Raw genomic sequence first — 17,207 nt, 5'->3', positions numbered from 1 at the left:
TGGATGACAGGGAGCAGCCGGGGGCTTATCCAAAGAGGTCCAGGCAGCGCGCACCCGCACCCGAACCGAAAGCGTCCAACGAATGAAGCTGTTGCTGGCAGGCCGACGAGGAGCAAGCGATCCGCTGTTCGCCCCCCCGGAGGCGCCCCTGTCCTGGCTGCAGCGCGTGGAAGCCTGGTTCCAGCAGGTGGCCGCGGACGTGCTGGAGGGCACCCGCATCGAGGAGGGCCCCCAGGGCGCGCCCGTGCTGCGCCTGCGCCTGCACCCGGCCGCGGCGGAGGTGTCACTGCTCGCGACGACCCAGGAGCGCATCGTCGTGTCCGCGGAGACCAGCGCCGCGGGGCCCGGCTACCACCGCTATCTGGTGGACCTGCTCAAGGCCCTGGGCGACCTGCACGGCATCTCCTGGGCTCCGCCCGACGAGGACGTGGGCGTGGGCGACGCCACGGGCTACTTCCACACCGGCGACGTGGACCTGGTGGAGAAGCACTTCCTGGGCTGGCTCCAGCACTCGGTGGGTCAGGTGCTGCGCATGCGCAGCCTGGGCAACTCCGGCTTCGCGCTGTCCATGCGCTTCGGCCACACCTTCCAGCACCCGGGCGCGCTGCTCACGCCCCTGGGGCCTCGCGACGAGCGCTGGCTGCGCACCGTGCACGAAGACCCGCGACAGGGCATGGACGTGTTCCCCTGGTGGAACCCCGGCGTGGACGCCCGCGAGCGCTTCACGCGCGCCCTGTGCCGGCTGTGGACGGACGTCGTCTGGCGCTCGCCGCTCCTGGAGGAAGAGCGCCAGCGCCTGCGCGACGTGGCCCGGCTGCTGGAACAGGCCTGGCGCGAGGACCCTTCGCTCCCCTACCCGTGGCGCGAGTGGCAGGAGGTGCTCGGCTACCTGGGCATGGGAGGGACGGTGGCGGAGGAGGTCCACCGCCGCGCCCTGGAGTCGCCCGGCGTGGGGCCGTCCATCGGCTACCGGCGGGGCTCCGTGCAGGTGGCGCTCCCGGAGGGCTGGGAGATTCGCATCCCCGGCTCCCTGGCGGAGTCGCGCCTGCAGGACGGCAGCTGGGTGGCCCGCGACCATCGCCGCACCGTGCGCGTGGTGCCCCTGGAGGACTCCGCGGAGGAGCAGCTGGCGCCCACCAGCCCGGAGCGCAAGGCCCTGGAGCTGGAGCACCACGGCGCCCGCGTCAGCGGCCGCGCGTCCCTGCACGTGGGCCCCGGCGAGTGCCGGCTGACGGCCCTGTGCCGCTCCGGCAACCGCCGCGCCCTCTGCGTCGTGAGCTTCGATGATCCGGACGAGCAGGACTGGGCCCTGGGCACCTGGCGTTCATTGGACCACGCTGTCGCCGCCTGACGGTCCGGTCGTTTGAGCACCGACCCCTTGCCAAAGCGCTGTCCGGTGGACAGTCAGCACACCCGGACGTCTTGCCGCATCGCGCAGTCGCACCCACATTCCGGCGGCAGTTTCCCCACGGAATCGAGTGAGACGTATGAGCGGCAAGCGGGAGATCTGGCCGGGCAAGCCCTGGCCTCGTGGCGCGACCTTCGACGGCGCGGGCACCAACTTCGCGGTCTATTCGCAGGTGGCCACCCGCGTGGAGGTGTGCCTCTTCGACCGGGCGGACCCGACGAAGGAGATTGAACGCTTCGACCTGCCGACGAGCACGGAGTTCGTCTGGCACGGCTACGTGCCGGACCTGGAGCCCGGGACGCTGTACGGCCTGCGAGTGCACGGCCCCTACGAGCCGGAGAAGGGGCACCGCTGCAACCCGCACAAGCTGCTCGTGGACCCCTACGCCAAGGCGCTGCACGGCGAGGTGGACTGGAAGCAGCCGGTGTTCGGCTACCCCCTGGAGCATCCGAAGAAGGACCTGATGCGCGACGAGCGCGACAGCGCGGCCGGCATGCCCAAGGGCGTGGTGGTGAGCGACTTCTTCGACTGGGGCAATGACCGGCGCCTGGACATCCCGTGGCGCAAGACGGTCATCTACGAAGCCCACGTGCGCGGCCTCACCATGCGCCACCCGGGCGTGCCGGAGCACCAGCGCGGCACGTACGCGGGCCTGGGCTCGCCGGCCATCATCGAGCACCTGCAGAAGCTGGGCGTCACGTCGGTGGAGCTGTTGCCGGTGCAGGAGTTCGCGGACGACTCGTTCCTCAACGACAAGGGCCTGTCGAACTACTGGGGCTACAGCACGCTGAACTACTTCGCGCCGGAGCAGCGCTACGCCAGCCGCAAGACGCCGGGCGGCGCGGTGGCCGAGTTCAAGTCGATGGTGAAGTCGCTGCACGCGGCGGGCATCGAGGTGATTCTCGACGTCGTGTACAACCACACGTGCGAGGGCAACCACCTGGGGCCCACGCTGTCGTTCAAGGGCATCGACAACGCGTCGTACTACTGGACCATGCCGGAGGCGCGGCACTACCTGGACTTCACCGGGTGCGGCAACAGCTTCAACGCCTCCAACCCGCAGACGGCGCGCTTCATCGTGGACTCGCTGCGCTACTGGGTGGAGGAGATGCACGTGGACGGGTTCCGCTTCGACCTGGCCACGGTGCTGGGCCGGGTGGGCAAGGGCGGCTACGACCCGAACGCGCCCATCTTCCAGATCATCAACCAGGACCCGGTGTTGAGCCGCGTGAAGCTCATCGCGGAGCCGTGGGACGTGGGGCTCGGCGGCTACCAGGTGGGCGGCTTCCCGTCGCCGTGGCACGAGTGGAACGGCAAGTACCGGGACGCGCTGCGCAAGTACTGGAAGGGCGACGAGAACCAGGCCTCGGAGGTGGGCTACCGGCTCACGGGCAGCGCGGACCTGTTCGCGGCGGCGCGCCGGCGTCCGCAGGCGTCCATCAACTTCGTCACCGCGCACGACGGCTTCACGCTGCACGACCTGGTCACGTACAGCAGCAAGCACAACGAGGCCAACGGCGAGCACAACCGCGACGGCGCGGATGACAACCAGGCGTGGAACTGCGGCGTGGAGGGAGAGACGGACAACACCGACATCATCTCCCTGCGCGAGCGGCAGAAGCGCAACCTGATGGCGTCGCTGTTCCTGTCCACGGGCGTGCCGATGATTGTCGCGGGCGACGAGATGGGCCGCACGCAGCAGGGCAACAACAACGCCTACTGCCAGGACAACGAGCTGTCATGGGTGGACTGGAACCTGGACAAGACGCGGTTGGACCTCCTGGAGTTCACGCGCAAGCTCATCCAGTTCCGCCACGGGCAGCCAGTGCTGCAGCGCCGCCGCTTCTTCCAGGGCGAGCACCTGTGGGAGTCCGAGCACAAGGACCTGGCGTGGTTCCGGCCAGACGGCACGGAGATGGGCGCGGAGGACTGGCAGAAGCCCTTCGTGCGTTCGCTGGCGTTCCTGCTGGGTGGCGACGCCATCCCCACGCCGGATGAGCGCGGCCAGCGTGTCAGTGGTGATTCGCTGCTGGTGCTGCTCAACGCGCACCACGACACGGTGACCTTCGTGGTGCCTCCGCCGGGTGAGGGCGGTTCGTGGCGGCTGGAGCTGTACACGGCGGACGACAAGCGCGGCGATGAAGAGATGAAGCCCGGGAAGTTCGCGATGGCCGGGCGGTCGCTCGCGGTGTTCCGCAAGCCTGGACCGGGGTCCAACGGCGTGCCGTGATACAGGGTGCGCATCCTGCTCATCCGAGGAGCGCACGACATGGCGGACGAGGTCGACGGCGGCAGAAGTGAAGAGGCCGCCGTCGCGCGGGTGTACGGGGAGATCGCGTCCGCGTACGAGGTGCTCTATCCCTCGCTGCACCGCTATGGCGACCGCGTGGAGCGCTTCCTCGCGGAGGTGATGAAGCCGGGCATGCGCGTGCTGGACGTGGGCTGCGGCCCGGGCCTGCACACGCGCGGGTTGGACGCGTCCGTGGACGTGGTGGGCCTGGACCTGGCGCCGGAGATGCTGGAACTGGCGAAGCGCTCAAGGCCGTCCGGCACGTGGCGCGTGCACAGCTACCTGGATCCGGTGCCGGAGGACCTGGGCACGTTTGATGTCGCGCTGGCGATTGGGTGCCTGGACTTCTGTGACGACCTGCCGCGCGTGCTGGGGCACATGGGCAGGGTGTTGAAGCCGGGCGCGCGGATGTTGTTCACGGTGCTGGAGCGCAGGTCCGGACTGGAGGCGCATGAGGCGTCCACGCGACGGGTGCGCACGGCGGACACGGACGTGACGCTGCACCTGTGGAGCGCGGAGGAGACGGCTCGCGCGGTGGAGGCTGCGGGCCTGCGGGTGCGCGAGTACGTGCACGGGCCGGGCTGGGAGCTGATGGCCGAGGAGCGCGTGATGTGGTTCGGCTGGTGGGACGTGACGCGCGGCTGCTAGGGGCAATTCGGAAACGCGCAGTGCATCTTGATGTACACGGACGTCGTTCGTCCCTCGTGCACGCCTGTGCCCGGGTCGTCCCCGCTGCACACGTTGTTGCCGTTGCTGTCGTAGGCATGCACCTGCACCCACCAGGCACTCGACTCGTAGACGTAGGGGAGGGTCACGCCCTCGATGACGCCATCCCTCACGTTGAGCGATAGGGGCCCCATTGTCGGGCGCCCATCACCCGACCTCAGGGTCACCGTCGCCGTCACCACGGGGCAGGGATCCTCTCCCATGGAGATCTGCAGCTTCATGGACCCCAAGCGCCAGCCGGAGTCTTCGTCCCCAGCGCTTTCCTCCCCACAGGCCCCGAGCAGCGCACAGCCCATTCCCAGCATCACGACCCAAACGGCTCGATTCATGTGTCCCCGAAATGGCGCATGGAGCACGCAGCGCTTGGACACCTGAGCCCCAGGGTCTGGGACATGGACCGTCAGGATTTCCGCACGGCCGCGTCCAGAGGCCCGTCGGCAAACTTCAGGGGGCGCACGGGGTTGTCCCGAGGCGTCCGGTTCCATGCGGGGGCGCTTTGCGCCGGTGCATGAGACTCGGACGTTCCTCACGGCCATCACATCCGGGTGTTCCTGCCGCTATCGAAGGCCGTACCGGTCGCACGCCACACCGTGAGGCGCGCATTGAGGCCCTTGATTGGGCAACAACGAACTAGCTCAACGGTAGAGCACGAGACTGCAACTCTCGATTTGAAGGTTCGACTCCTTCGTTCATCGGGACCCCGTCGTTTCCGCTGGTGTCAACGCGAGTCCACCGCGTCCTCCTCCCCACGCCGCACACTGGCCGGTCGCCAGGGTGTCCAGAGGCTTCCGTGCTGTTCGCGGAACGCTCCGGTCGCCGTCCGTGACCTGCATCCGGTGCGGAGGTTCGGGAGGCTGAACGTGGATCCGGACGGTCTGTTCGCGCGACGCGCCCGTGGGGCGGCGGGGTCTTTTTCTCCAGCAGCAGGGCTGCACTCTTTCTTGTCGTCGAGGTGACGTGTCATGGGTATCGGTCGGGTGGAAGTGGCGCAGAACGAGCGGCTGTTCGTGGTGGTGAACGGGAAGGCGGAGCAGTACCTGGGGCCGGGCCGGCACTGGGTGGTGCGTCCGTTCCAGAACGTCCGCTACGAGCGCGTGCCGCTGGAGCCGCCCGTCACCCGGCTGGATGAAGCGAAGCTCGCGTTGGTGCCGGAGAAGGACCTCCAGGTGCTGGAGCTGGGCGCGGACGAGCGCGCGGTGGTCTTCCATCACGGCCAGCCGGTGCGGTGGCTGGGTCGGGGTCAGCACCAGGTGTGGACGGCGCAGCGGCTGCCCGGTCGAACCGGTCGGCCCGAAACGCCGACCGTGCGAGTGGAGCGCGTGGACGTGTCCGGGGTGGCGACGGAGCCCCCGCGGGACGAAGTGCGCGCGCTGATCCCGGCCAGTGACTACGTGGAGACGACGGCCACGGAGGGCACGGTGGCGCTGCGCTACGTGAACGGTGTGCTGGACGCGGTGCTGCCGCCGGGCCGGCACGCGGCGTGGACGGTCGCGCACAAGGTGCAGTTCGCGGTCATCGACCTGCGCGAGAAGCTGCTCCACGTCACCGGCCAGGAAGTGATGACCAAGGACCGCGTGACGCTGCGGCTCAACCTGTCCGCGGCGTACCGGGTGGTGGACGCGCGGCGGCTGGCGGTGGTCGCACGGGCGCCGGATGAAATCCTCTACCTGGCGATGCAGCTCGCTGCGCGCGAGGCCGTGTCCACGCGCACGTTGGACGAGCTGCTGGCCGCGCGCGAGGCCGTGTCCACGGAGCTGTACGCGCAGGTGAAGTCGGGGGCGGAGGGCGTGGGTCTGGAGCTGCTGCGCTTCGGCATCAAGGACGTGGTGCTGCCGAAGGAGATGAAGGACCTGCTCAACCGGGTCATCCAGGCGCAGAAGGAAGCGGAGGCCAACGTCATCCTGCGGCGCGAGGAGACGGCTGCGACGCGCTCCATGGCCCAGACGGCGAAGGTGCTCGCGGAGAACCCGCTGCTCGTGCGGCTCAAGGAGCTGGAGGCGTACAAGGACCTGGCCGCGAAGGTGGGTCAGGTGCACCTGGTGCTGGGCGAGGGCGCGGTGCCCACGCTGCAGCTCAAGGGCGGCTGAGGTCCCTGTGAGAATCGAGGCCCTCGGACCGGAAGTACGGTCCGGGGGCCTTCGTGCGTTCACAGGTACCGCACGAAGGGCCGTGGAGGTTGACCCCTCCCCCTCTTTCGGGCGAGCTAGGGCGCATGTACGTGAAAGAGGTCCACCTCTCCAACATCCGGTCCATCGAGTCGCTGGTGTGGGCCCTGCCGGATCATCCGGGCCCCGGGTGGCACGTCATCATCGGTGACAACGGTGCCGGCAAGAGTTCGTTCCTGCGGTCCATCGCGCTCGCGCTGGTAGGACCAGATGAAGCAAAGGCTCTGCGCCAAGACTGGAACGAGTGGCTTCGAGGGAAGAAACAGAGTGGGTCCATCAGGCTCGTACTCGAACCGACTCCTGATTACGACTTCATTGCCGGGACTCCCGAGACACCAGACTCTCCGTACTTCGTGAATCTTGGGCTCTCCCGCAGCCTCGACCAAGTTCGGCTCTACCAACCTCAATCGGGGACCTCAGCACCAATCCACTCAATCTGGGGAACTGGAGAGGGTTGGTTCTGCGCTTCATACGGTCCCTTCAGACGGTTCACGGGTGGAGATCAGGAGCAGGAGAAGCTGTTCCAGTCGAACCCCAAGTTGGCCCGACATCTTTCCGTCTTCGGTGAGTCCGTCGCACTCTCTGAATGCCTTGAATGGCTCAAGCTCCTCCAGTTCAAGAAGCTGGAGAAAGATCCCGAGGGTGATCTTCTTGAGTCCTTGCAGCAGTTCATCAACCAGCCCGATTTCCTGCCCAACGAAGCCCGTCTTGAATCGATCTCCTCCAAGGGCATTCGCTTCGTCGATGGAAATGGCTGCGAAGTTCCAGTCGAGAATCTGAGTGACGGTTACCGCTCCATCCTGAGCATGACCTTCGAGCTGATCCGTCAGCTCGCGCGTGCCTATGGCGCCGACAAGCTCTTCGCCCCTGGAGACCCAACCACCATCGTCGTTCCGGGTGTCGTCCTGATTGACGAGATCGACGCGCACCTGCACCCGATGTGGCAGCGCCGTGTAGGCCGGTGGTTCCGCGAGCACTTCCCCAACATCCAGTTCATCGTCACAACCCACAGTCCCCTCATCTGCCAGGCTGCGACTGTAGGCAGCGTGTTCCGACTCCCCAGGCCGGGCAGTGACGAAGAAGCGGCAATGATTACCGGAGTCGCGCTCGATCGGTTGCTCTACGGCAACGTCCTGGACGCGTACAGCACCGGGGCGTTCGGCGACGTGGTTCTGCGCTCGGACGAAGGAATGGAAAAGCTCGAGCGGCTCGCCACACTCAATCAGAAAGAACTCGCGCAGGGCCTATCCTCCGAGGAGCAGGCCGAACAGCAGCTTCTGCGCGCGCAGCTTCCTACCGCCTCCAGTGCCCTGCCGCTCGATACGGCGGTGCCACAGCCTTGATCCGCCTCCCGAACATTCCGTTGCCGCAGGCCGCCAACACCCAACTCGCGGACTATCAACGCGAAATCGACTCGCTTCCCGACTACGAGACGCGCGTCGTACAAGCGAAGGTTCGATTCAACAGCCTGAACAAGAAGGGCAACGCAACTTTCGACATGGTCAGGGCGACCTTGTCGGCAATGTGCGTTGGCGCCCAACGCTGCGCCTACTGCGAAGACTCCCTGGCTGGCGAGGTAGATCACATCTGGCCCAAGACGCTGTATCCGAACCTGGTCTTCGCCTGGATGAACTACCTATACGCCTGCGGTGCCTGCAACAGGAGCAAGAGCAGTAACTTCGCGGTCTTCGCCCATGGAACAGGAACCCATACGGACGTAGGCCGCCGTCGCGGCGTTCCCGTGGTTCAACCTGTCGCAGGAACCATGGTGCTCTTGGATCCTCGAGTGGATGATCCCATGGACTTCATGAAGCTGGATCTCCTGGGAACCTTCCTATTCAAGGCCACTGCGGAACCAGGCACCGTGGCGTATCAGCGCGCGCAGTACACGATTGATGTGCTCCACCTCAATCGGCGCGAAGCCCTCCAGAGCGCACGCCGTAGCGCCTTTGGGGACTTCCACGCCCATCTCAAGGGTTATGTCCAAGAGCGCGTCCATGGACATGCACCTGAGCATCTCCAGCATCTCGCGCAGGCGATCCAGACCCGACAGCACGCCACGGTCTGGCGGGAGATGAAGCGCCAGCACCTGCTCATCCCAGAGCTGAAGCGCCTGTTCGAAGCGGCTCCCGAAGCCCTCGGCTGGTAGAGCTGGACCCTGTGGCCCTGTAGCCACGGGTCCACGGCCGGACTGTCTCCCACAGCCCCCACTCACAGCCTTCTCAGAGGGGAACAGGCGTTGGCCCGGGGGCTGCAATGTCCCCGGGCACACCCTGAAACCAAGGTTCCCGACCATGCGAGTCCTGCTCGCCACGCTCTTCGTCTGCCTTCTGGCCGCCCCGGCCTCCGCTCAGCAGCCCTGCCCTCCCGCCGCTTCGCCCACCGCGGGCGTCGCCCAGGGCACCCTCGTGGCGCGCTTCCGTGCGCAGCCGCAGCAGGCGGACGCCGACACGACGTGCCCAGACGACGAGCCGCGCACCTTCAGCCTCAAGCGCACGGAGGTGGACGCGGAGGTCAGTGGCTTCCTCGCTTCCGTCACCGTGACGCAGGTGTTCGAGAACCCCTACACCTCGCCTCTTGAAGCGCTCTACGTCTTCCCGCTGCCGGAGCTGGCCGCCGTGGATGGCATGGAGATGCACATCGGTGAGCGCGTCATCACGGGCGTCATCCAGACCCGCGAGCAGGCTCGCGACACCTACGAGCGCGCCAAGGCCGAGGGCAAGACGGCCGCGCTGCTCGACCAGGAGCGCCCCAACATCTTCACCCAGTCCGTCGCCAACATCCTGCCGGGTGAGACCATCCGCGTGCGCATCCACTACGTGGAGCGCCTCACCTACGACGCCGGCACCTACCGCTTCAGCTTCCCCATGGTCGTCGCCCCCCGCTTCATCGGCGGCACGCCGCTGCCCACGCGCCAGGGCGAAGGCGTGGAGCCCGACACCACCACCGTCCCCGACGCGAGCCGCATCACGCCTCCGGTGCTCGCCGACTCGCGCAGCGGCCATGACATCCAGCTCACCGTGCGCATGGACGCGGGCCTTCCGGTCCACTCGCTGCGCTCCACCACCCACCGCGTGGACGTGAAGCGCGATGGACAGTCCCGCGCCACCGTGAGCCTGGGCCGCGATGACCGCATCCCCAACAAGGACTTCATCCTCGAGTACGTCGTCGCCGACGCGCTCATCCGCCCCGCTGTCCTCATGCACCGCGAGCCCGGCGCGGACCACGGCTACTTCCTGGTGATGCTCAACCCGCAGCTGTCTCCCACCCAGAGGGAGATCGTTCCTCGCGAGCTCTACATGGTGCTCGACACGTCCTGCTCGCAGTCCGGCCTCGCCATCGAGAAGTCCAAGGCCATCACCCAGGAAGTGCTCAACCACCTGATGCCCGAGGACACCTTCCAGGTCCTCAACTTCGACACGCAGGTGACCAAGTTCGCGCCCACCGCCGTCCCCGCCACGCCGGAGAACATCCAGAACGCCCTGCCCTACGTCGCCAACTTCTGGGGCGGTGGCGGCACCGACGTGCGCATCGCCGCCCAGGAGGCCATGGTCCCCCCGAACGACCCCGCCCGCCTGCGCATGGTGCTCTTCATGACGGACGGCCTCATCGGCGGAGACGAGCAGGTCCTCGGCACGCTCCAGCAGCACCTGCGCGAGGAGACGCGCATCTTCTCCGCGGGCGTGGGCTCCAGCACCAACCGCTACCTCATCACCAAGATGGGTGAACTGGGCCGCGGCGCCTCCACCCTCGTCAACCTCAACCGCCCGGAGGAAGACGTCGCCCGCGAGTTCGAGCAGCGCATGCGCGGCCCCGTCCTCACCTCGGTCGTGGTGGACACCGACGGCCTGCCCGTCAGCGACGTGTACCCGAAGTCCGTGCCGGACCTCTTCGCCGGTCAGCCGCTGTTCCTCGTGGGCAAGTTCACCGGCACCGGTGACGGCGTCCTCCGCATCTCCGGCCGCGTGCGTGGCCAGGTCCACCGCTTCGATGTGCCCGTGCACTTCCCCGAAGTCGCCCCGGAGCACGATTCACTCAAGAGCCTCTGGGCCCGCCAGCGCATCGAAGAGCTCACCGTGGAGGGCTACCGCGGCGAGACGCCCGAAGTCGTCCAGGGCATCACCGACACCGCGCTCCAGTACCACCTGATGAGCCGCTACACGTCCTTCGTCGCGGTGGAGCAGGTGGCCCGCACGGCCCCCAATGGCGAGTCGGTTCGCGAGATGGTCCCCGTGCAGCTTCCCGACGGCATGGTCTCCGGCGCGCTCAGCCGCGAGGAGATTCCCCCCGGTGACCCCATCATCTCCGTGCGCGCCCCGCGCAACGCCCGCCGCGTCACCGCCTATTTCCCCTTCGGCCTGGTGAAGCCGCTCACGTTCGACTCGCTCACCCGTTCGTGGCGCGGCCGGTTCCTCGTGCCGCTGGGTGTCTCGGATGGCTACTACACCGTGTTCATCATCGCGGAGCTGGCGGACGGCCGCGTGGAGCGCAGCGAGGTGCGCTACCGCCTGGACTCCCAGGGCAATGACTTCGACGTCGTCCTCTCCCAGAAGGAGCTCGCCCCCGGTGACACGCTGACGTTCGACGTGGACGCGGTGGAGGCCACGCAGGAGGTCAGCGTGTACGGCGACCTCTTCGGCGAGGACCAGCAGCTGCTCGACTCGCAGGACGGCCTGCGCTTCACGAAGTCGCTGGTCATCCCGGAGGGCACGCCCGCCGGTTCCTATGAGCTGGTGTTCGTCGCTCGCGACGCCGCTGGCAACCGCTTCGAACGCCGCGAGACGCTGCGCGTCATCCACTCTCGGCGCGACTGACCCGCGAATCAATCTCGGATACCCTGGCGGTCCGTTTCTGGCCCCGCGCCTTCACTGGCGCGGGGTTGTTTCATTCGCACCCGGCCGCGAGGAGTCCTTCGATGTCGTCGTCCCTGCACTACACGCCCAACCTCCGCGATATTGAGTTCAACCTCTTCGAGTTCCTGGACATCGGCCACACGTCGCTGGGCAAGGCGCCCTTCGGGGACCTGGACGAGACGGCGGCCCGGCAGACGCTGCAGACGTTCGCGCAGCTGTGCACGCAGGAGCTGGCGAAGAGCTTCGACGAGTCCGAGCACAACCCGCCGAAGCTGGAGAACGGCGAGGTGAAGCTGCCCCCCGGCCTCAAGGCCGCGATGGGCGCCTACTACGACGCGGGCATGCACCTGTTGGAGACGCCCTCGCACCTGGGCGGCCTGGGCGCTCCGCCGTCGCTGGGCTGGGCCGCGTTCGAGCTGATCCTGGGCAGCAACCCCGCGCTGGCGTTCTTCACGCTGGGCAACCTGCTCGCGCGCGTCATCGACAAGCTGGGCACGGACTCGCAGAAGCAGCGCTTCCTTCCGCACATCCTGGACAAGCGCTGGAGCGGCTCCATGGTGCTGACGGAGCCGGACGCGGGCAGCGACGTGGGCGCCGCGCGCACCAAGGCCCGTCAGGTGGACGGCGACGTCTGGGAGATTGAAGGCGTCAAGCGCTTCATCACCAACGGTGAGTCGGACATCGCGGAGAACATCATCCACATGGTGCTCGCGCGTCCGGACGGCGCGGCGCCGGGCACCAAGGGCCTGTCGCTGTTCGTGGTGCCCAAGTACTGGGTGAACGAGGACGGCAGCCTGGGCGAGCACAACAACGTCGTGTGCACCAAGCTGGAGAAGAAGATGGGCCTGAAGGGGTCCGTCACGTGCGAGCTGACGTTCGGCGACGGTAAGCCCACGCGCGGCCTGCTGCTGGGTGACGTGCACGACGGCATCCGGCAGATGTTCCACATCATCGAGAACGCGCGCATGGCGGTGGGCCTCAAGTCCATGGCCGCGCTGTCCGCGGGCTACTACCGCGCGCTGTCGTTCGCGAAGGACCGCGTGCAGGGCAGCGACCTGGGGAAGGCGCGCGACAAGACGGCGCCGCGCGTGAACATCTTCCAGCACCCGGACGTGCGCCGCATGCTGATGGCGCAGAAGGCGCACGCGGAAGGTCTGCGCGCGCTGGCCCTCTTCACCGCGTCCGTGCAGGACCAGGTGGAGATCCAGGGCGGCCACCGCTCCACCGCGGCGGGCGAGGCGGACGTGCTCAACGACATGCTGCTGCCGCTGGTGAAGGGATACGGCTCGGAGAAGGCGTATGAGCTGCTGTCCCTGTCGCTCCAGGTGCACGGCGGTTCGGGCTTCCTCACGGACTACCCGGTGGAGCAGTACATCCGGGACCAGAAGATCGACTCGCTCTACGAGGGCACCACGCACATCCAGGCGCTGGACCTGCTGATGCGCAAGGTGGCGCGCGACGGCGGCGCGACGCTGATGGGGCTCTTGGAGCGCGTCCGCGCGACGGCGGACGGCGACGAGGGCGGCCCGGAGCTGAAGACCGAGCGCGCCGCGCTGGGCGAGGCGGTGGGCCACCTGCAGACGATGCTCGGCACGCTGATGGGCAAGCTGGGCGAGTCCGTCTACCACGTGGGCTTCCAGGGCAACCGCGTGCTGTTCGCCGTGGCGGAGGTCATCATCGGCTGGCTGCTGGTGCGCCACGCGGCCGTGGCGGTGGAGCGGACGAAGACCAACCCCGGCGACAAGGCGTTCTACGCCGGCAAGGTGGCCAGCGCCCGCTGGTACTGCCATGAGGTGCTGCCCGGCATCGCGCACGCCGCGCGCATGGTGGAGAACGGCAACCTGGACCTGATGGACGTGCCGGAAGAGTCGTTCTAGCCAGCGACAGGCGGTGGCGGCGCGCTTCTCGCAGCGCGTCGCCAACCGCTGGTGCGAACAAGCGCCTCGACAGCGGCGGGCGCGGCATCAACAATGCCGCGATGATCACCCTGTATGGCTTTGGCCGCGTCCATTCGAAGGTCGTCGGACTCACGCGCGATTTGCGCGTCCTGTGGGCCCTTGAAGAACTGGAGCTGCCCTACCGGGTGCACGGCGTGGACCATCCCGCGGGGGAAACCCGAGGCGAGGAGTACCGGCAGCTGAACCCCTTCTGCCAGGTGCCGGTGCTCGATGACGACGGCTTCGTGCTCACCGAGACGGGCGCGATCCTCCTGTACCTGGCGGAGAAGACGGGCCAGTTGATGCCCACGGACTTCCAGGGCCGCGCCCAGGTGATGCGCTGGTGCTTCGCCGCGCTCACCACCGTGGAGCTCCCGATGTCCCAGCTCATCATGGTCGACCTGCTCGGCGACGCCGACCCCACCGGCGCGCAGCGGCGTCCCGGGTTGGTGAAGTACGCCGAGCACCACCTGACCACGCTCGAGGCCTTGCTCCAGGAGCGTCCCTACGTCGCCGGCGAGGCGTTCACCGTGGCGGACATCCTGATGACCACGGTGCTGCGCGAGGTGCGCAACGCGGGCGTGCTCGAAGGCTTCCCCCGGGTCTCCGCCTATCGCGAGCGCTGTGAGGCACGGCCCGCCTGGCGGAGGACGCTGGAGGCCTATGAGCAGCGCCTCGGGGTCGCGGCGGGCAGTGCTCGCTAGTCCACGATGAAAAGCCGGGCCCCCGCCTCTGTCGATGAGCGGTGGGCCCCGTCGTCATCGGAGACCTGGTAGCTCATCATCGGTCCGAGTTCGAAACGCCGGCCGTCCTTCAGCTCCGTGAGCAGCGTTCCTTCGAGCACGAGCAGGATATGCCCGCGACTGCACCAGTGGTCCGCCACGTACCCGGCTGTGTACTCAACGAGGCGGATCCGGATGTCTCCCGCCTGGAGCGTCCGCCAGAGCGCCTTCCCAACAGCCCCCGGGTGCTCGGTGGGTTGGATCGTGCTCCAGTCCGTTGTGCAGAAGGGAATGTTCGAGATTTTCAGAAGTGACTCCTTCCAACAGCAGGGTTCGCGCGGAGTTGCGCGCGCTCAGGGTTCCAGGTCGACGGCGGAGAAGGTGTACTCACCGATGCCGTCGAAGAAGGGGCGCCCGGGGAGGACGAACAGCTCGACCGTATGACGACCTCCCTGCATCACCTGGAGGTCGAACGCGTCGCTCGTCCCATAGGGGTTGTACGGCTTCGTCTCGTACAACATCTCGCCCCCGGGGCCGCGCACTCGCATGCCGCAGTTGTTGCTGGGCCAGCGACTAACGCACTTCAACCGGTAGGCGCGGCCCGCGACGACGTCCAGCGCGACGACGTCGACATCTCCAGTGAGCTCGATGTCCCCCGAGACGGTGGTGCCGATGGGCACCGGGGTGGCTTCCGTGAGGGTGTTCGCGAAGTCATCCGGCCCCAGGTCCACCAGCGAGTATTTGTAGGCAGGTTTGAAAGAGGAGATGGAGTTGTGGTTGCGCTTCACGCGGGCGTACACCGTGCCCTCCTGCGTGGCGAGTACGGCCGACAGGTAGATCGAGGTCCCTATCGAGATCGCCGAGCCCGGCAACTTGAGCCCGTCCGCGCCGAGGAGCTCGACACTGCAGCTCGGGTCGTAGCCAGAAGAGAGAGGTCCATAGCAGCTGAATCGGTAGATGCGGCCGGCCGTGACGTGGAACGAGAACAGGTCCACGTCCTCAGGGTGGTCCAGGTTCGATTCCACCCATTGGGAGGAGGGGTCCATGAGTTCCACGGGGGTCGCGGCCTCGAAGTAGTCCCCATGGTCATCCCCCTCGCGCACGTCCCGCCTGCAGGACAGGTCCGCCGGGACGTAGCCCGAGGGGCATTCACACGCGGCCTGTTCCGAGGACGTCACGCACTGGCCTGGACCGCAGTCGACCGCCTCGCACGGGTCGGACTCGGACTCTGAACAAGCGCAGAGGATGGCGAGCGCGAGCGCCATCGCCAGGGAAGAAACAGAACGCAGCATGTCTTGGACTCCAACGGAGGCCCGGCCCCAATCCCCCCGCGCGACCATCGTTCGTGAAGGGCAACAGGGTCAACAGGGCCACGAGTGCGGCTCCGGGGACACACATCGGGCTGGCCCGGGGTTCGCAATAGGGGTGCAGCATGATGCTCTCCACCCTCACCGCGCTGACCCTGGCCGCCACCGTCACCAACACCGAGACCGTGCACGACCTCAAGCCGTTCAGCGGCCATGTCGTCGCGTGCACCGAAGGCGGCCTGGAGCTGTTCACGACCGCGGGCCGTCCGGTGCGCGTGCTCACGGTCGAGGACGGGCTTCCCAGCCACTATTGCCGCGCGCTGGAGTCCACGGGCGACCGGCTCTTCGTCGCCACGGATGAAGGGCTGGTGTCCCTGGACGCCCGCTTCCAGGTGACGCCCGTGCTGGACGTGCACTGGCAGGCCCTGCCTCCCGCCGAGGATGCGAGCACCCCGGACTACGTGAACCGGCTGGAGTCGCTCGCCTCGGTGCTGACTCCGGGTGCCACGTACACGGCGTTCTCGCCGCGCTTCGCGGGCACGGCGGAGGGGCGGCTGTTCGAGCTGGGCACCCAGCGCGCGTGGTCCCTGCCGGGGCCGGTGCGCTTCATCTCCGACATGCGCGACGGCGTGGATGTGGGCACCACCGAGGGCGCGTTCTCCATCAGTGCCAGTGGCCGGCTCTCCGCGCTGCGCGACGTGCCCACCGGGCCGCTGTCGTTCACCGTGACGGAGCAGGGCGTGCGCATCGTGGGCAGTCACGGCGAGGTGCACGCTTGGGAGACGGAGTCCGTGCCGCTCCAGGCCGTGAGCGTTCCCAAGGGTGCCACCGTGTTGCGCGATGGCTGGGCGGGCACGCGGACCTCTGGCGTGTTCCTCCAGGGGAAGAAGGGGTGGAGCCGCGTGACGCCCACCGGGCAGCTCTGCGGCAATCACATCACCGCGCTCGCCCGGCATCAGGGGCGGCTGGTGGTGGGCACGTTCGACCGGGGCGCCTGCTGGCAGCGCGAGGACGGCCGGTGGCAGACCGTCCGCACGCCCTCGCTTCCCAGCGACCAGGTGCTGGGCATCAGCAGCGACGGACCGAACCTCTACGTCGCCACCACGTATGGCCTGGGCTTCCATGACGGGAAGACGTGGACGCAGATTGCCTACGGGTCTCGCAACCCCGTGGCCCTGGGGAAGCTGTCCGTGCTCAACGTGTCCCAGATGGATGAAGGCGTCGCGCTGGTCGACGGCCGGGGCGTGTCCCTGGTCACTCCTGGCAGCGCGCCCCTGTCGCTCGTGAAGCGGCTGCCGCTGCCGACGGAGTGGAGCAAGCACCCTTCCGTCGGTGAAGCCTCGGGCCGCTTCCTGTGGATGGGCAGCGAGGACCGGGGACTGCTGCGCTGGGACGGCGCGAAGTGGCAGCGCTTCCACGACGGCCGCGACCTCACCGACAACTGGATCACCGCGCTGTCCACCGACGCGCAAGGACGCGCCGTCGCGGGCACCTGCCAGGATGGCTTCAGCTACTTCGACGGCGCGAAGTGGACTCGCGTGCGCGCTGCTCCCGGCCTGCCCTCCTCCGCCATCGTTTCCGCCGCGCTCGTGCCCGGCGGCGCACTGGTGGGCACGCTGCTCGGCGCGTCGTACTTCGACGCGGCCACGGGAGAGACGCGGGCCCTGCCGAAGCTGGCGGATCCGCGCGTGTACGCGGTGCTCCCCGACGGCGACTCCGCCCTCTTCGGCACCGAGGGCGGACTGTCGAGCGCGGCATGGAAGGCCGTCTCGGCTCCGGCCCTCACCCAGCGCTGAGGC

General features: G+C 67.8%; 13 protein-coding genes and 1 tRNA gene. 11 read left to right on the top strand and 3 right to left on the bottom strand.

Annotated features, from left to right (window positions below; genetic code table 11):
- The first annotated feature begins 82 nt into the window (after positions 1 to 82).
- From D7Y04_RS01690 to D7Y04_RS01680, 3 genes are all read left to right on the top strand, one after another.
- Complete coding sequence (locus D7Y04_RS01690; RefSeq protein ID WP_120596335.1) at positions 83 to 1,351, top strand: hypothetical protein; 1,269 nt, start codon at positions 83 to 85, stop codon at positions 1,349 to 1,351.
- Between the two features lie 136 nt (positions 1,352 to 1,487).
- The gene (glgX, locus tag D7Y04_RS01685) at positions 1,488 to 3,638 is read left to right on the top strand and encodes a glycogen debranching protein GlgX (RefSeq protein WP_120596336.1); all 2,151 of its coding nucleotides are present in this window, start codon (positions 1,488 to 1,490) and stop codon (positions 3,636 to 3,638) included.
- Between the two features lie 39 nt (positions 3,639 to 3,677).
- Entirely contained in the window at positions 3,678 to 4,346 is a 669-nt protein-coding gene (locus D7Y04_RS01680) for a class I SAM-dependent methyltransferase (protein ID WP_121759237.1), read from the top strand.
- Here D7Y04_RS01680 and D7Y04_RS01675 read toward each other — a convergent pair.
- Positions 4,343 to 4,645: a hypothetical protein gene (locus D7Y04_RS01675; RefSeq protein WP_147454582.1), complete on the bottom strand. Its 303-nt coding sequence runs from the start codon at positions 4,643 to 4,645 to the stop codon at positions 4,343 to 4,345. The two genes, D7Y04_RS01680 and D7Y04_RS01675, sit on opposite strands and share 4 nt — an antisense overlap.
- A 402-nt stretch (positions 4,646 to 5,047) precedes the next feature.
- Here D7Y04_RS01675 and D7Y04_RS01670 point away from each other — a divergent pair.
- The 7 genes from D7Y04_RS01670 to D7Y04_RS01640 all read left to right on the top strand — a co-directional run bounded on the left by D7Y04_RS01670 (position 5,048) and on the right by D7Y04_RS01640 (position 14,083).
- Positions 5,048 to 5,120: transfer RNA gene (locus tag D7Y04_RS01670), tRNA-Cys, on the top strand.
- A gap of 266 nt (positions 5,121 to 5,386) precedes the next feature.
- Positions 5,387 to 6,511 carry a slipin family protein gene (locus D7Y04_RS01665; protein ID WP_120575701.1) on the top strand — a complete coding sequence of 375 codons (1,125 nt, stop codon included), beginning with the start codon at positions 5,387 to 5,389 and terminating at the stop codon, positions 6,509 to 6,511.
- A gap of 125 nt (positions 6,512 to 6,636) precedes the next feature.
- On the top strand, positions 6,637 to 7,932 hold the full coding sequence (locus D7Y04_RS01660; protein WP_121758114.1) for an AAA family ATPase: 1,296 nt from the start codon (positions 6,637 to 6,639) through the stop codon (positions 7,930 to 7,932).
- A complete protein-coding gene (locus D7Y04_RS01655) occupies positions 7,929 to 8,738 on the top strand; it encodes a hypothetical protein (RefSeq protein ID WP_121758113.1) in 810 nt (269 codons plus the stop codon). The genes D7Y04_RS01660 and D7Y04_RS01655 overlap by 4 nt, the downstream gene beginning before the upstream one ends.
- Before the next feature lie 145 nt (positions 8,739 to 8,883).
- Positions 8,884 to 11,403: a VIT domain-containing protein gene (locus D7Y04_RS01650; protein ID WP_121758112.1), complete on the top strand. Its 2,520-nt coding sequence runs from the start codon at positions 8,884 to 8,886 to the stop codon at positions 11,401 to 11,403.
- Between the two features lie 101 nt (positions 11,404 to 11,504).
- Entirely contained in the window at positions 11,505 to 13,319 is a 1,815-nt protein-coding gene (locus D7Y04_RS01645) for an acyl-CoA dehydrogenase (RefSeq protein ID WP_121758111.1), read from the top strand.
- 101 nt (positions 13,320 to 13,420) lie between these two features.
- Positions 13,421 to 14,083, top strand: coding sequence for a glutathione S-transferase family protein (locus D7Y04_RS01640; protein WP_121758110.1), 663 nt, complete (start codon positions 13,421 to 13,423; stop codon positions 14,081 to 14,083).
- Here D7Y04_RS01640 and D7Y04_RS01635 read toward each other — a convergent pair.
- Positions 14,080 to 14,394 carry a DHCW motif cupin fold protein gene (locus D7Y04_RS01635; protein WP_255428407.1) on the bottom strand — a complete coding sequence of 105 codons (315 nt, stop codon included), beginning with the start codon at positions 14,392 to 14,394 and terminating at the stop codon, positions 14,080 to 14,082. The genes D7Y04_RS01640 and D7Y04_RS01635 overlap by 4 nt on opposite strands.
- Positions 14,395 to 14,454: 60 nt before the next feature.
- Positions 14,455 to 15,393 (bottom strand): hypothetical protein, encoded by a 939-nt coding sequence (locus D7Y04_RS01630; RefSeq protein WP_121758108.1) that lies wholly within the window; start codon positions 15,391 to 15,393, stop codon positions 14,455 to 14,457.
- 140 nt (positions 15,394 to 15,533) lie between these two features.
- Between D7Y04_RS01630 and D7Y04_RS01625 the strand changes: the two genes are divergently transcribed.
- The gene (locus D7Y04_RS01625; RefSeq protein ID WP_121758107.1) at positions 15,534 to 17,204 is read left to right on the top strand and encodes a hypothetical protein; all 1,671 of its coding nucleotides are present in this window, start codon (positions 15,534 to 15,536) and stop codon (positions 17,202 to 17,204) included.
- Positions 17,205 to 17,207: the final 3 nt, after the last annotated feature.

It is taken from the genome of Corallococcus sp. AB038B, assembly GCF_003668955.1.
Lineage (GTDB): Bacteria > Myxococcota > Myxococcia > Myxococcales > Myxococcaceae > Corallococcus > Corallococcus exiguus.
This window is presented reverse-complemented; position numbering and strand designations above follow the sequence as displayed.